A 14,800-nucleotide genomic window follows, 5' to 3' on the forward strand; every position below is an offset into this window, starting at 1 on the left:
CGGCAAAGATGTAGGGAATAGCGCCAACAACCCACCACTAACCCTCCGGGTACAGTGCGGCTTGAAATACAGCCGGTGTTGACCAGACTTAGGTAGCAATACCTGCGTTAGTAGTAAGTGTTAAAATTCACACCGAGGACAGTGCCGAGCTAGTTAAGAACTCTGCAATCAGAGCATTAATTAGCCGTTTTGAATGCTGGTGTGTTTAGAAAAGTACCGACTGCTAACAAGGTGATTGCTCGTATCACAGCCTGAAAGCTGACTGGGGAATTTTCCCTATTGAAGCGGCCTACCGAGGCGGGTTACAGTATCGAAAGCCTCTCATCTGTGCGAACAGATGGTGCGAAAGGAATGCTCACCTTGAGGTAAAACGGGTTTCTTTAACTCAACTTGACGTAACTGATATGTTGCATATATCCAGCCCCCCTTTTCCTCCCGCCACCTTGCTGATTACAGCTATGGTGGGGGCTTTCAAGGGGGAAAAAAGATGAGTCGGGGAGATGGAAGCAAGCTGAAACTGATGGTAGTCGATGACGAACCCGACAACTTGGATTTATTGTACCGGACGTTTCGACGCGACTTTCAGGTTTACAAAGCAGATAGCGCCCTCAGCGCCCTGGAAGTTCTAGACGAACAGGGTGAGATGGCGGTGATTATATCTGACCAGCGGATGCCAGAAATGAATGGCACCGAGTTTTTGGGGAAAACAGTCGAGCGATTTCCCGATACGATTCGGATTCTGTTAACGGGATACACCGATGTTGAAGATTTGGTTGAGGCCATCAACTCAGGTCAAGTTTTCAAATACATCACCAAACCGTGGAATCCAGAAGAACTCAAATTGGTGATCAATCAAGCCTCAGAAACTTACAAATACTACAAGCAGCGCAGCGTTGCATTGCGCCGCGCTTTACGCAAGGAATCTCTGTTCAATGAGGTAATGAGCGTGATTCGCGGGTCGCTAGATTACTCTAGTATGGTACAAACTATTGTTCAAACCGTAGGTCAAACTTTTGAGGCCAACTATTGTATGCTGCGGCCAGTAGAAGCCGATCGACTATTGCCCAGTACCTTCCCCTACCAAGCCCAAACCTCTGAAGTCAGTAGCTTTTCTTTTGATGAAAATTTGCTGGTTCAAGCTGTAGCCACCCGCCAAACTCAAGTGAACTCCAACAGTGGGGGGAATGGTAACTCGGTTGAGATTGCTGTGCCCCTGACTTACCAGCAAGAATTGCTGGCGGTACTGGCTTTGTCCCAGATTGGTGGCACTAACCCTTGGTCGGCAGAAGAGATAGAGTTAATAGAAGGTGTAGCAGCTCAAGCTGCTCTCGCCCTGTCTCAAGCTAAGCTCTACCAGCGCACTCTGGATTTAGCCAAGCAAATGCAAAACGAGTTGGAAGTGGCTCGCCAAATCCAAACAAACTTGTTGCGCCAAAGTTGGCCGGATTTTGAAACTGTCAGGGTGCAAGCTTGCTGCTATCCCGCGCGGGAAGTTGGTGGCGACTTTTTTGAAGTCTACGTCCACTCCCAAGGGGATATTTGGATAGCGGTGGGAGATGTGTCGGGTAAGGGAGTTCCGGCTGCTCTATTTATGGCGAGCGCGATTTCGGTGATGCGGCGGGAACTTTCCCAAGAAGTTTCTCCAGAGCCCGATCGAGTTATGCAGAACATGAATAGCAGTATGTCTGACGACCTGATCGGCAACAACCATTTTATTACAATGGTTGTAGCTCGTTACACTCCGTCAACGGGACACCTCGCCTTTGCTAATGCCGGTCACATTTACCCGATTGTTTGGTCTCACTCGGAGGTGAAAGCTCAAGCCGCTAGCGGTAAAACGCCAGCCGAGCCTAATTTCCTGAAAGCTCGTGGCATTCCTTTGGGGATACTACCAGTTTGGAGGGGCAAAGCAGGTGCGATCGAATTAAAGTCAGGAGATGTATTTCTGCTGACGAGTGACGGAATTACTGAAGCTAGCGTGACAAGTCAAGCGGTAGCAGGGGGTGTACCAACCCGTTCTATGCTACAACAAGAAGGGCTTTGGCAACTTTTGATTCAGGAACCTGGTTCTTTCAACTTGGACAATTTGTTGGCTCACATCCGAGCTGATAATCCCGTTCAAGAAGACGACCAAACCATACTCTCTCTGGAGGTTCTTTGAATCTGTCAGCGACTCCCGACGCATAGTCGGGGGTGGGTGAGAGCCGAAAAAACTTAAGCCCTGCTTGTTGACGGCCCATAGAGTAGTCCTACAAAGGACGGTGTTATCGTCACCAGTCAAAAACCACAGTAAAAACCTAGCCGGCGATGGCGCAGCTAGTTTCCTGAATCGCTTTCCTGGGGGATTAAATACCTGTAAAGGGTTAAGGTAGAAGGCATTCGTCAGAAAAAACCAACGCTTAAAAGCCAAGGATTGAAACACAGATTTTTTATACCTCACTGCTTACAGTCTCGGTATAATTATCAATTGTTAAGGGGCTTTAAGCCCATAACAAAAGTTTTCAACTATTCTCTTAACTTCTGCCTTCTACCGAATGACGAATGCCTGATTTTTAAACAGAAAAGGCTAGTATCCCCCGATTAGCGACAAGTATTGAGGCCGAATCCATTCGGCTCGTCGTATTTCATACCTGGAAGACACAGGGTTTTCAAACTTACGGGATTTTTTTATGAATACTGAGCTTCATGTGCCAAGCGACTTGCGGTTTTTAACAATTGTTGAAAATTGGTTGCTGAGCAGTTTGGAAGTAGAGCTAGGAGAGCACGTCGATTGGCCGCGTCAGTCGAATCGTTTGCGCTTGGTGTTAGCAGAAGCCTATTCTAACGTGATCCGCCATGCTCACAAAGATCAACCCAATTTGCCCGTGTTAATTCGCTTGAATTTAAAAAATAGGGATATTGGTTTAGAAATTTGGGATTACGGTAAAGGTTACGAAATGGATACTTACAATCCCCCGAGGCCGGAAGCTAAACAGGAAAGCGGCTACGGCTGGCTGATTATGAGCAGACTTATGGATCGGGTGGACTACACTTTGCAAATAGACGGTCGCAACTGTCTAAAGTTGGAAGCGAGTTTGCCGGAAAAATCTTAATTAGTCGTTAGTCATTAGTCAGGAGTGATTAGTGATTGGCAATGCACTTTTTGACTCGCTTTGGCTGTCTGTCGCACGGTGCGGTGACAGCCACTTTTCCGTGCAGTAGCGTCAATCGATTTTAGATTTTAGATTTTAGATTTTAGAATTGAAGCATTGACTTGCGCGAGATAAATACGTTCGGCAAGTTTCATCGGATACAGGTTTTTTATTTCTGGACGGATGAATCACGTGGCGGGTATCCTGGATGCTTTATTGTCAGCCCAAGGCGAGACTGTAAGATTTTAGGGGTAAAGTCCCGATCGCACAAATACCCAAGAAACCGGGTTTTTGAACAGTTAGCGACGCTTCACCAGAGATTTGGGTAAAAAACCCGGTTTCTGCCTCATGCTGGCGATAAAAAGCCGATTAACCTGTCGATCGCACGATTTTAGCTATTACGTGCGATCGACAGGTCAAACCAAAACAAACAATTTAAATGTGAAACAGCTTATCAAACATCTCATTTCTTATGTGACCGCAGATTTAGCAATTCTTGGGGAGAAGCTAACAGTTTGACTGTGACAGAAAGGATTTTTTGGTCAGAATTGAGCAAGAACAGCCATCCGACATTAACACCAAAGGCGGAAGTTTGCACCCGGCCGCTGACCTGAACTTCTACTTTGCCATCTTCTAAAATTTGGCTGACACCTTTCTGGGGTTCTAGCTGCATTCCTCGCGCTTCTTTTTTGAGATAAGTGGCGATCGAGATGCTGCCGATAATTGGCTCTTCAAACGGCGCGTGCAGAACCCCATCATCGGCAAATAAATTAGCCGTTGCTTCAAAATCGCCCGCGTTTAAAGTTTCAAAATATTGCAGTATCCCTGGCATTGTGATACCTGCAATCTTTATAGAGGTAGTTAAAATAGGTCGAGTTGTTGCGGTCATAAAACAAGTGATTTCAAATGAATGAGTATACTGTAATCATTCTCTTTGTCGCAGCAAATCCCTCAAAAGATATAAGTAGGGCTAGGAAAATAATTCTCCTAAAAAAGGAGGAACCGGAGAGCGTCGATCGCAGCTTTGGGAGCGATCGACCAAAATCAATACTACTTTCAAAAAATGTAAGTGTAGCCAAGCTGTAAACCCTGATACCATCAGTCATTTCCCATCCTCGAATGATTGAATCTAAAATTTAAAATATTAAATATAAAATGACATAAACCCAGACACCTAGCGGCATCTGGGTTTCTGGGCAAGCCTGTTTAACAGAGCCAACCAGAATATTCTATTTGCGGATCAAATTGAGCAATTCCTTTGGAGATGCCAACAAGTCGATCGCCACAAAGAAAATTTGACCTTGGGGATCGAGCAAAAACCGCCACGCGATGTTCATACCCACATTCGATCCGAACCAGGGAGTTTCGACTTTGCCAGTGACTTTCACTTGGCGGTAGCCATCTTCTGCGGGTTCCGATACGCCTCGCTCGGGCATCATTTTCAGTCCGATGCACTCTTCGCGCATATAGTTGAGGATAGCGTCGCGACCAACGATCGGCTTTTGGAAAGGTGGTTGCAGGGCACCTTCTTCAGCAAATAAACCGACGGCTGGGGTGAAGTCGAAGGCGTTCATGTAGTCGATGTAGCTGAGCACTGTCTGCTCGCTGATACCCTCAATTTGGGTTTTCACCCGCTCTTCTGGAGCGGTGGGAGTGCTGCGGGGGGCTGAGCGTTTGCCGTACTCTTGGTTAAAAGCAGGGTCATAGCCCATGTTAACTACGGTATTCCGAAGTACGGTAATTTGCTGACCCGGATCTAGTTTCTTGATGGTTTCAAGGACTTGGGTGGCTTCGGGAGACATTTGATAGCCAGCCGGGATCGGAGCCACAAGGCCCTGTTTCATCAACTGTCCCAACTCGTACCAGAAACCGAGTTTGGTGTTGACGCGCAAAGAAGTGTAAATCCGACCAATTGTTGTGTCGGCGTTGCTGGCTAGGTCAAACATGGTTTTGCTTTGAGCAGCCGGCGACATTTGCTTGATTTCGCTCAGTATGCCTTCAACAAGCGCCATGCTGGCTACTCCGGGAGCTGCTGCGGTAATGGAAACGCCCATTTCGGTGTAGGCATACCAGAGCAGTGCGAGTTGGTCTTCAACGCTGAGTTTGTAGAACGCTTCCGTGGTAGCCGGAACAACGCTAGCAATCTCGGTGTTGGAAAAAATAGATTGAGCTGATTGAATACTAACTGCCATATGTATGCTGTGGGATTCGCTGTCGGTTTTACTTGCGTACTTGAATTAGCGAATCGAATTCTCCCTAAATTAAATTATGTAACATTTTTGACATTTTGGAGTTCAAACTTATAAATATAAAGATTGCCAAAGTATTATCAATACTGTCCCAAAATTACTCTCAAAGTTACTAGACTTATGGCACAAATTGTGCAGTGGTTTCTTACGTGATGAAAAAATCAATTAATAGCGATCGCATTAAGCAAAAAGCCCTTGAGTTGGGATTTCACAAAGTCGGGATAGCCTCAACAGACACGGATTTTGATATAGAAAAACAAAGATTGCAAGCTTGGCTGGACAAGGGTTATCAGGCGGATATGGCATGGATGGCAAACCCGAAACGGCAGGATATTCAATTGGTGATGCCAGAGGTGCAGTCATTAATATGTGTCGCCATCAACTACTACACGCCCCACCAACGCCCCGAAAATCCCCTGTGGGAGGGGGGGGACGATGCAGCGATCGAATATGCTAAAATCTCTCGCTACGGTTGGGGGCGGGATTACCATAGAATTTTGCACAAAAAACTGAAGCTTTTGGCAAATTGGGTGCGATCGCAAGGCGAGGGAATTGAAGCGCGGTATTATGCTGATACCGGGCCAGTTCAGGATAAAATGTGGGCGCAGCGTGCCGGGATTGGCTGGATTGCCAAAAATGGTAATGTAATTTCCCGCGAATACGGTTCTTGGGTGTTTTTGGGCGAAATCTTGACTAATCTGGAGTTAGCGTCGGATGAGTCTCATACTGAACATTGCGGTACTTGCACTCGCTGCATTGAGGCGTGTCCGACGGGAGCAATTACTGAGCCTTTTGTGGTGAATGCCGATCGATGTATAGCCTATCACACGATCGAGAATCGAGCCGAAAAATTGCCCGACGAAATTGCATCTAATTTACAAGGTTGGGTAGCAGGTTGCGATATTTGTCAGGATGTTTGTCCTTGGAATCAGCGATTTGCTAAACCAACTGATGTGGCAGAGTTTGAGCCTTATCCTGAAAATATAGCACCGACACTTGCAGAATTAGCCGACATTTCCGACGAGGAATGGAACCGCAGATTTACCGCTTCGGCGCTGCGGCGCATTAAACCCGAAATGCTGCGGCGAAATGCGAAAGCCAATCAAATTAACCCTTAAAAGTTGAGATGTTCGTGCTTAGGAGGCACTTTACCCTATAGATAATAACCCTAGGGTGTTTACGGCTCGCCAAGAGACAATACATTCTGCCGTAAGTCATTCCCCATCTAAAACCCAAAATCTAAAATCTAAAATCTAAAATTGTATGCTTCCCCGTTCCTTATTTGCTATTGTCCAATGACCAAAGTAATTATTTTTGATTTTGACGGTACTTTAGCAGATACAATCGATATTCTTCTAAGCATCACCAACCGTTTGTCAGTAGAATTAGGCTTTAAGTCTGCGACCAAAGAGCAAATCGCTCAACTGAGCAATTTAACTTCTTGGCAAATTCTTCAGTATTCGGGCATTTCTATCTTCAAATTCCCGCTGTTGATTAGAATGTTGAAAGCAGAGTTACGCAGCGAAATCCCCAACATTCGTTTATTTCCGGGGATTAAAGAAGTTTTACTGGAGTTAAAAAAACAGGGATTTCAACTGGGCATTATCACATCTAATTCCAGAGAAAATGTCTTGGAATCGATGAAAAAAAATGCTTTGCAAGACACTTTCACGTTTATTTACTCTGGCTCAACTTTTGGCAAACATAAAGTTATTAATAGATGGCTAAAAACCGAACATATAAATGCTAAAGAAGTCGTTTATGTGGGAGATGAGATTAGAGATATAGAAGCTGCTCGAAAAACCGGAATTAAGGTAATTGCTGTAGGTTGGGGTTTTAATTCTGAGGAGGCTTTGGTGGCACACAATCCTGATTTTTTGATTCAAAGCCCCCAGGAATTGATAGAAATTATGAGTAATTTGCGGGAAGTATAAACGGAAATTGCCAAAAGTAAGACTCCTCGGTTGAAATCTATTCTAGACAAACTCTCTTTCCACCAGAGAGGGACTAAAGAATAAAATGGGTATTAAAGCTTGATTTGTTATCAGCCATAATCTCTTGTATCATCTCTGGGAATACATTAGGTTAATCTCCTTCGCCCCGTTTCAGGGCTGCTAAAACGGCTTGCTGGCTAACTGCTTGGTAGATTTTGCTAAAATGCTGCTTGAGGGCGTCAGAGGCGGGCGAGGATTTGCTAGCGCTTCCTTTTCCGTCGGTGGCGATGGGAATTGGGCCTAAGATATCTAATACTGTTTCGCTGCTGGGCGGCGGTACAATTACTACTAAAGATGATTCTAGCTGCTGATTGTATTCCCAAAAGCGATCGACTTTTGGCAATTTAGCATTCGCAGTAGGGGAATTTTCACCCTTGTTTAGCTGGGTATTTTCCTCTCCTTCCTTACCCCGTCTTTGGCGGAGTGCGGTCAATATTTGCTCTTTAGTTCTTCCGCGCAGTTGAAACAGTACGAAAGGGTCTTCGCCGAAGCGATCGCCCAATAAGTAGTATACTGCACTGATGTGTTTGCAAGGGTTTTTAGGGTCAGGACAGCTACAGCGCGATCGAATATCTGACAAGCTTAACGGAAATAGCGTTTTGCCTGCCGCCGCAAATACATCCTCAATATTGTGTGGCATTTCTCCTGCTAGTAATTTAGCTGAAAAAACTGCTCTTTGCGACATATTTTCAATCACATAATCCCAATCTTCATCAGTCAAGGTGTCGAGTCCTAAAGAAACTTGATAGGGTTTTGGATCAGTGCCTTGAACTATGGCAATTACTTCTTGGTTAGGGAAGTTAATGCTGAGAACTTTACCCTCGCGCGCATATTGCCAGCCACGTTCTAACCGCTTTTTGAAGCGGTAGGTATTGATTAAATCTAACCACTGTTGTGTCCACCATTCTCTGTCAATCATAAGCCGAAGGAAGAAGGAAGAAGGAAGAAGGAAGAAGGAAGAAGGTATATATTAGATTATGTCCGATAAATTAACCCTAATTATTGTAGGGGCGGGTTCACCAATATATATGATACAAACGATCGATCGAGTAAACCCGCCCCGGCGACAAACCAATAAATATTATTCTTCTTCTGTTTCTATAATAGCATTGCGATCGAGAATTAGTAAATTGCGAAGTTGGTCTGTATCTAGCTCGGTGAGCCAGTTTTCCCCTGCGCTGACAACTTGTTCGGCTAGAGCTTTCTTACTTTCGATCATATCGTGTATTTTCTCCTCTAACGTACCTGTGCAGACAAATTTGTGAACTTGCACATTGCGGGTTTGACCGATGCGAAATACGCGGTCAGTTGCCTGATTTTCTACTGCGGGATTCCACCATCTGTCATAGTGGAAAACGTGGGTTGCTCTGGTTAAGTTCAAACCTGTGCCGCCTGCTTTTAAAGATAAAATCATAATCGGCGGGCCTTGGGGGTCGTGCTGGAAGCGATCGATCATTTCTTCCCGCTGCTGCTGCTTAACTCCGCCGTACAAAAACAAAACTTCTCGCCCTAAATGCTTTTCTAGATGCGGTTTCAGGAGTTTTCCCCATTCGGCAAATTGAGTAAAAATTAAAGCCCGATCGCCCTCAGCGAGCACCTCTTCTAACATTTCCACCAACCGCTGCAATTTCCCCGATTCCTGGCTCTTAATCTCCAATTCTTTCGGCTTAGCTTCTGCTTTGACAAGAGCCGGATGGTTGCAAAGTTGCTTGAGTTTTACCAGCAAAGCCAGAATCATTCCCCGGCGCTGAATGCCTTCTGCTGAGTCTAATTCAGCTATTGACTCTTCGACTATTTTCTGATATAATACCGCCTGTTGAGCCGCCAGCCCGCAAAATACAGTCATCTCCTGTTTTTCGGGCAAATCTTGGATGATTTCTTTGTCAGTTTTCAGGCGGCGGAGGATGAAAGGCCGAACGAGCGATCGCAAAGTCTGCAATGATTCCCTATCGCCGTATTTCTCGATCGGAATTGCAAATCGGCGCTGAAAGAAATTGCGCGGCCCCAAATAACCAGGATTGAGAAACTCCAAAATTGACCACAATTCTTGCAGTCTATTTTCCACCGGAGTTCCCGTCAGCGCAATTTTAAAAGATGCCTCGATTTGCCGCACCGCTTGCGACTGCTTCGCCTCGGAATTTTTAATATTTTGCGCTTCATCTAAAACCAATCCTTGCCACTTAATGCCTTGAAATTCCTTCGCATCGCGAAACACTAGCGCGTAACTGGTAATGATTAAATCCTTTCCCTTAATTGCCGTCCCAAATGCTTTGCCTTTAGCGCGTTTGTCTCCGTGGTGAACTAACACTTTCAGCGTCGGGCCAAATTTCTTGACTTCCCGCTCCCAATTACCTAATAATGAGGTTGGACAAACCAGTAATGTTGGCGCTTCTAGAGAATCTTGTTCCTGTAAGTGTACAAGGAAAGCAATTAGCTCGATCGTCTTCCCTAATCCCATATCGTCCGCGAGACAAGCACCCAAACCCCAGCGTTCTAAGAATGCTAACCAGCCTGCTCCTAGGGCTTGATAAGGCCGCAATTGTCCTCGGAAACTAGCCGGAGTTGCGATCGCACTTACGGCTTGATTATCGCTCAAAGTATTCAACAATTCCTGAAGTTGACCGGTTGCCTCAAAATTCACCACAGGCAATTTTTCGATCATCTGAGAATCGCCCGACGCCAGACGCAAAGCATCCTCCAAAGAAAGAGTCATTTGCTCTTTGCGGCTGGCAAAAAAAGTTTGAGCCGCTTTCACATCCGGCGCGCGCAACTCCACCCACTCGCCGTTAATTTCCACCAAAGGCGAATTCAACGCGGTCAACCTGTCAAATTCTGCCTTAGAAATGCGCTGTCCGCCGATCGTCAATTCCCACTTAAAATTTAGCAGACTTTGCAATCCCAACCCACCTTTCGCCGGAGTCACTTTTGGAGTTTCCGCTTGAATGCTCAAACCCAAACGACTCGCCCAACCATCCGTTTTTGTCAAACTCGGTGGCAAAACTACGCCCAACCCGCTATCAGCAAACCGCCAAGCTACAGACTTAATAAACTCGTAAGCTTGCAGCGGATTTAATTGGCAAGATTGAGGCCGCTGTGCTTGCAAACTCGGTTCAATTAACGGATAAAGTTTCGAGGCTAAACCCAAGCCGCTGAGCAAAGTTTCTTGAGGCAATTCAATTGTCCGCCCCGCATAAGCCAAACGCTCGACAGAGTTGTTCCAAACAGTTGTCGCGTCTACCAAAAATTCGGTTTCATCTGCTGCTTGCAAGCAATAATTTAAATTCCAGTTGGCTTTACCGGGCGCTGGTGGTATGAGTTGAAAGCAAGTGCGAAATTGACTTTGTTGAGATAGTTGGTTTTGCAGCGGTGCAGTCCAAGCACTCAGCTTGGTTGCCAAGTTTTCCAATGCTGTTGTTTCTACTTGAACTATCCCCGATTCCTGCTGCAAAGCTTGCAGCCAGTCGCGCACCGGAGAAACTGCTTTGATGTCTAAAGTAGAGCTACCAGCCGTTAGCGCAGCCCTCGAAGAGGATCGCACTTGACTATCTACAATACTACTCAAAAATCCTAACACTAATTCCTCAGCCCCCCTCGGCAAATCCACCGCTAAAGGCAATTGACTGGATTCTTCTGCCTTTTCCCCTCTTCCTTCTTCCTTCTTCCTTCTTCCTTCTTCTGCCTTTTCCCCTCTTCCTTCTTCCTTCTTCCTTCTTCTTTCTTCCTTCGGACTGACATCCGTTACATCCGTTACATCCGTTACAGAATCCGTTGCCGAACTTCCTTCTTCCTTCTTCTGATATGTTCTGCAAGCCGTCGGCATTTGCTTAACAAAAGTGGCGAGGCGGAGTGTATCTGTAGAACTATCTAACAGCGGTTGCCATTTGGCAATAGCAGAACCGTCGGGCTGTTTCTCCAATCCCGGCAAGAATTTGCATCTTGCCAACAAATCCAAACTCCACCTAGCTATATGAGACCAAAAACGCAAATCTGAGCCGACAAAAGAGTCTGGTTCCGTGCTGTTAAGCGGTAGTGATTGCAAGAAAACAAAAGCTGCTTGAGGGTTGAGACAAAAACCCTCGACTTGCCAGGGATAAAGGTAAATATCCTCGGTTTTAGCGGGTTCCTCAAGTGCTGCTGCTGAGTGCTGCGGCATCAGATTTGCGTTTGATTCTGAGATTTGTGTGGGAAGTGCGATCGCCCGAATTTCCCTTTTAATTGAGGAGTTTGGTGCGCTGATTTCTTCCTTGGTAGTTTTGGGCGATCGCCTAGTTTTTTTGCTTTTTTCCGGGGGAGTTTCTGCGGTTTCCGGTAATTGCCAATCCAGTTTTCCCGACTGCTGCAAGGAATTTAGGAAAGTCTTAAATTCCGATTCGGTCATTGCTAAGGGGTGCGGTAAATTTATCCCCGATTCTAGGGTTTCAATTGCCCCAAGTTTTCGCCAAGTTTCTCCCCAAATAAATAAGCAACTTTTTTCATTCTCTACGAGCCAACTGCCGTGTAAAATAGCCATATTTTTTTACCCTGATATTTGTATTTAAGTGCGAGGTTGACTACAGCATTTATATGGAATTTATGAAAACTTTATTTAAAACAAACCGAGGAAAATTTGAGCCAGATAGGAATTAGGTAGAATTTTTATATTTAGGTACTTAGGGCACACCTTACCGCTTATTCCCTGACCTAGATAACTAAATCCCTCTTCCTTCTTCCTTCAACGTCCCAATTCCCAAACGAAAATTGATCGTACCATCTATGGAAGGCGTTTAGCGGACGATCGACTGGAGAATCGACCCCAGACTGCAAAAAATAATTTAGAGTATAAATGCCTACAATCGAGACGCAGACAGTCGATCGCGAGGCGATTATCCCTGTCTTTTGGCGTCGGACTCTCAAACATCCTGTGGTAATGTTACGATCCCGACAGAGAAAGAATGTGGTAGATAAGGAAGCAGTGCTACATGGTAGAGATAGACAAGTCAATATCCTTCGATGGACGGGATATTAGACTGAAGATTGGTTTACTAGCGCCTCAAGCAGGCGGTGCAGTTTTGATTCAGTCGGGTGACACGGCCGTTTTGGTGACAGCGACTCGATCCCAGGGGAGAGAAGGAATTGATTTCCTGCCCCTGTTGGTGGATTACGAAGAGAGACTCTACGCTGGCGGTAAAATTCCCGGTGGGTTTTTACGCAGGGAAGGGCGTCCCCCAGAAAAAGTGACTTTGACTGGCCGTTTGATCGATCGACCGCTGCGTCCGCTATTTCCAAGCTGGCTGCGAGATGACATCCAAGTTGTAGCCACAACGGTTTCGATGGACGAACAAGTGCCACCGGACGTTTTGGCGGTGACGGGGGCTTCCGTAGCGATTCTGCTGGCGAAAATGCCGTTTTACGGGCCGATGGCGGCAGTGCGAGTCGGTTTGGTAGGGGACGATTTCATCATCAACCCCACCTACAGCGAAATCAAAGAAGGCGAGTTGGATCTCGTGGTAGCCGGTTCTCCTGACGGAGTAATCATGGTGGAAGCCGGCGCCAACCAATTGCCGGAACAGGATATCATCGAGGCGATCGACTTCGGCTATGAAGCAGCCTGTGACTTGATTCAAGCCCAGCGCGAAATTATGGCGGAATTGGGCATCGATTTGGTGGTAGAGGAACGGCCATCGCAAGATTCGGCCCTGGAAAACTTTATTCGCGATCGCGCCCAAGAACCCATCCGCATCATTTTGTCAAGATTTGAAAAAGACAAAACCATACGGAATGCAGCATTGGACGAAGTTAAGGCAAATGAAGTCGAAGCTGCGATCGCCGAACTTGCCGAAGACGATCCGGTAAAACTAGCAGCCACCGCCAACAGCAAGGCGATCGGCAACGTTTTCAAAGACGTTACCAAAAAAATGATGCGGAAGCAGATCCTCGAAGATGGCGTCCGCGTAGACGGTCGCAAGCTAGACGAGGTGCGACCCGTTTCTTGTCGCGTAGGCGTCTTGCCGTCGCGAGTACACGGCTGTGCGTTGTTTAATCGGGGGTTAACCCAAGTGTTGTCCGCAGCTACCCTGGGAACCCCAGGCGACGCCCAAGACTTAGGAGACGACTTGCACCCGCAGCAAGACAAACGCTACCTCCACCACTACAACTTCCCGCCGTTTTCCGTGGGAGAAACCAAGCCGATGCGATCGCCCGGACGCCGAGAAATCGGTCACGGAGCCCTCGCAGAACGCGCTTTACTGCCCGTTTTGCCATCCAAAGAAGATTTCCCCTACGTCATTCGCGTAGTTTCCGAAATCCTTTCTTCCGACGGTTCCACCTCAATGGGTTCAGTTTGCGCCTCAACGCTAGCATTAATGGATGCAGGCGTTCCCCTTTCCCAACCCGTCAGCGGCGCGGCAATGGGCTTAATTAAAGAAGGCGATGAAGTCCGAATTTTGACTGACATTCAGGCAATTGAAGACTTTTTAGGCGACATGGACTTCAAAGTAGCCGGTACCGACACCGGGATTACTGCTTTGCAGATGGACATGAAAATCAAAGGTTTACCCTTAGATGTGATTGCCACCGCCATCCGCCAAGCCAAGCCGGCCAGACTGCACATTTTAGAAAGAATGCTGTCAACCATCGACACTCCCCGCAAGGAAATGTCGCCGTTTGCACCGCGTTTGCTAACCCTGAAAATCGATCCAGAATTTATCGGTTTGGTAATTGGGCCAGGTGGCAAAACGATCAAAGCCATCACCGAAGAAACCGGTGTCAAAATAGACATCGAAGACGACGGAACCGTGACAATTGCTGGCAACGACAGCGAAAAAGCTCAACGGGCTTACAACATTGTCCAAGGCATGACGCGCAAGTTGAATGCAGGAGATGTGTATGTCGGCCGCGTAACTCGAATTATTCCGATCGGCGCTTTTGTGGAAATTTTGCCCGGAAAAGAAGGAATGATTCACATTTCCCAGTTAGCGGACTACCGCGTTGGGAAAGTGGAAGACGAGTTAGCTGTGAACGATGAAGTGATTGTCAAAGTGCGAGAAATTGACAACAAAGGTCGAATTAATTTGACCCGCTTGAATATTCATCCCGACGAAGCGGTAGCCGCCCGCGAAGCGTTGAATAAATAGTTTACAGTTGGTAATTGGTAATTACTTATAGAGTAATTGCTAATTGCTAATTGCTAACTGGTGATTAGTAATTGCTAATTGCTAACTCGTGATTAAATCTGATTGTTTCAGATTGATTTAGGAGTAGGGTGCGCGACAGCGACAGATCGACAAAAGTGCGATCGGCTGTAGAAGTTAATAAAGTCGCGCACTTTACCCTCTGCGGCTGAAACCGCAACTACACAATCGATCGCAACTGCATTGGTCACAAGTTAAGCCTGTATGCCAGTTGTCAAGGGGATTTGAGAAGATGTGTCAAAGAAAAATTGGTTTTT

The 14,800-nt window shown here is 46.4% G+C and carries 11 protein-coding genes; 6 read left to right on the forward strand and 5 right to left on the reverse strand.

Going from position 1 to position 14,800, the window contains the following annotated elements; genetic code table 11:
* Positions 1-487: 487 nt before the first annotated feature.
* Both QUB26_RS22660 and QUB26_RS22665 read left to right on the forward strand, forming a co-directional pair.
* On the forward strand, positions 488-2,161 hold the full coding sequence (locus tag QUB26_RS22660; protein ID WP_333240178.1) for a SpoIIE family protein phosphatase: 1,674 nt from the start codon (positions 488-490) through the stop codon (positions 2,159-2,161).
* Between the two features lie 508 nt (positions 2,162-2,669).
* Positions 2,670-3,092, forward strand: coding sequence for an ATP-binding protein (locus tag QUB26_RS22665; protein ID WP_006633914.1), 423 nt, complete (start codon positions 2,670-2,672; stop codon positions 3,090-3,092).
* 502 nt (positions 3,093-3,594) lie between these two features.
* On the opposite strand, the gene QUB26_RS22670 is transcribed toward QUB26_RS22665, so the two are convergent.
* The 3 genes from QUB26_RS22670 to QUB26_RS22680 all read right to left on the reverse strand — a co-directional run bounded on the left by QUB26_RS22670 (position 3,595) and on the right by QUB26_RS22680 (position 5,323).
* Positions 3,595-4,020 (reverse strand): nuclear transport factor 2 family protein, encoded by a 426-nt coding sequence (locus QUB26_RS22670; RefSeq protein WP_333319831.1) that lies wholly within the window; start codon positions 4,018-4,020, stop codon positions 3,595-3,597.
* Between the two features lie 81 nt (positions 4,021-4,101).
* Positions 4,102-4,230, reverse strand: coding sequence for a hypothetical protein (locus QUB26_RS22675; protein WP_333319833.1), 129 nt, complete (start codon positions 4,228-4,230; stop codon positions 4,102-4,104).
* 130 nt (positions 4,231-4,360) lie between these two features.
* Positions 4,361-5,323, reverse strand: a complete 963-nt coding sequence (locus tag QUB26_RS22680; RefSeq protein ID WP_333240174.1) for an orange carotenoid protein N-terminal domain-containing protein — start codon at positions 5,321-5,323, stop codon at positions 4,361-4,363.
* A gap of 209 nt (positions 5,324-5,532) precedes the next feature.
* Between QUB26_RS22680 and queG the strand changes: the two genes are divergently transcribed.
* Together queG and QUB26_RS22690 are read left to right on the forward strand one after the other, a co-directional pair.
* Positions 5,533-6,498: a tRNA epoxyqueuosine(34) reductase QueG gene (queG, locus tag QUB26_RS22685; protein ID WP_333240172.1), complete on the forward strand. Its 966-nt coding sequence runs from the start codon at positions 5,533-5,535 to the stop codon at positions 6,496-6,498.
* 177 nt (positions 6,499-6,675) lie between these two features.
* On the forward strand, positions 6,676-7,314 hold the full coding sequence (locus QUB26_RS22690; RefSeq protein ID WP_333240170.1) for an HAD-IA family hydrolase: 639 nt from the start codon (positions 6,676-6,678) through the stop codon (positions 7,312-7,314).
* A gap of 151 nt (positions 7,315-7,465) precedes the next feature.
* Here the strand turns inward: QUB26_RS22690 and QUB26_RS22695 are convergent, their stop codons facing one another.
* Entirely contained in the window at positions 7,466-8,293 is an 828-nt protein-coding gene (locus QUB26_RS22695) for an SWIM zinc finger family protein (protein WP_333240168.1), read from the reverse strand.
* A gap of 162 nt (positions 8,294-8,455) precedes the next feature.
* On the reverse strand, positions 8,456-11,884 hold the full coding sequence (locus QUB26_RS22700) for a DEAD/DEAH box helicase (RefSeq protein WP_333240166.1): 3,429 nt from the start codon (positions 11,882-11,884) through the stop codon (positions 8,456-8,458).
* A 312-nt stretch (positions 11,885-12,196) separates the two neighbouring features.
* On the opposite strand from QUB26_RS22700, the gene QUB26_RS22705 reads away from it, so the two are divergent.
* Both QUB26_RS22705 and QUB26_RS22710 read left to right on the forward strand, forming a co-directional pair.
* Positions 12,197-12,379: a hypothetical protein gene (locus tag QUB26_RS22705; protein ID WP_333210849.1), complete on the forward strand. Its 183-nt coding sequence runs from the start codon at positions 12,197-12,199 to the stop codon at positions 12,377-12,379.
* On the forward strand, positions 12,333-14,486 hold the full coding sequence (locus tag QUB26_RS22710) for a polyribonucleotide nucleotidyltransferase (protein WP_333240164.1): 2,154 nt from the start codon (positions 12,333-12,335) through the stop codon (positions 14,484-14,486). Before QUB26_RS22705 ends, QUB26_RS22710 begins: the two co-directional genes overlap by 47 nt.
* Positions 14,487-14,800 lie beyond the last annotated feature (314 nt).

This window comes from Microcoleus sp. B4-C1, assembly GCF_036705285.1.
Classification (GTDB): Bacteria; Cyanobacteriota; Cyanobacteriia; order Cyanobacteriales; family Microcoleaceae; genus Microcoleus.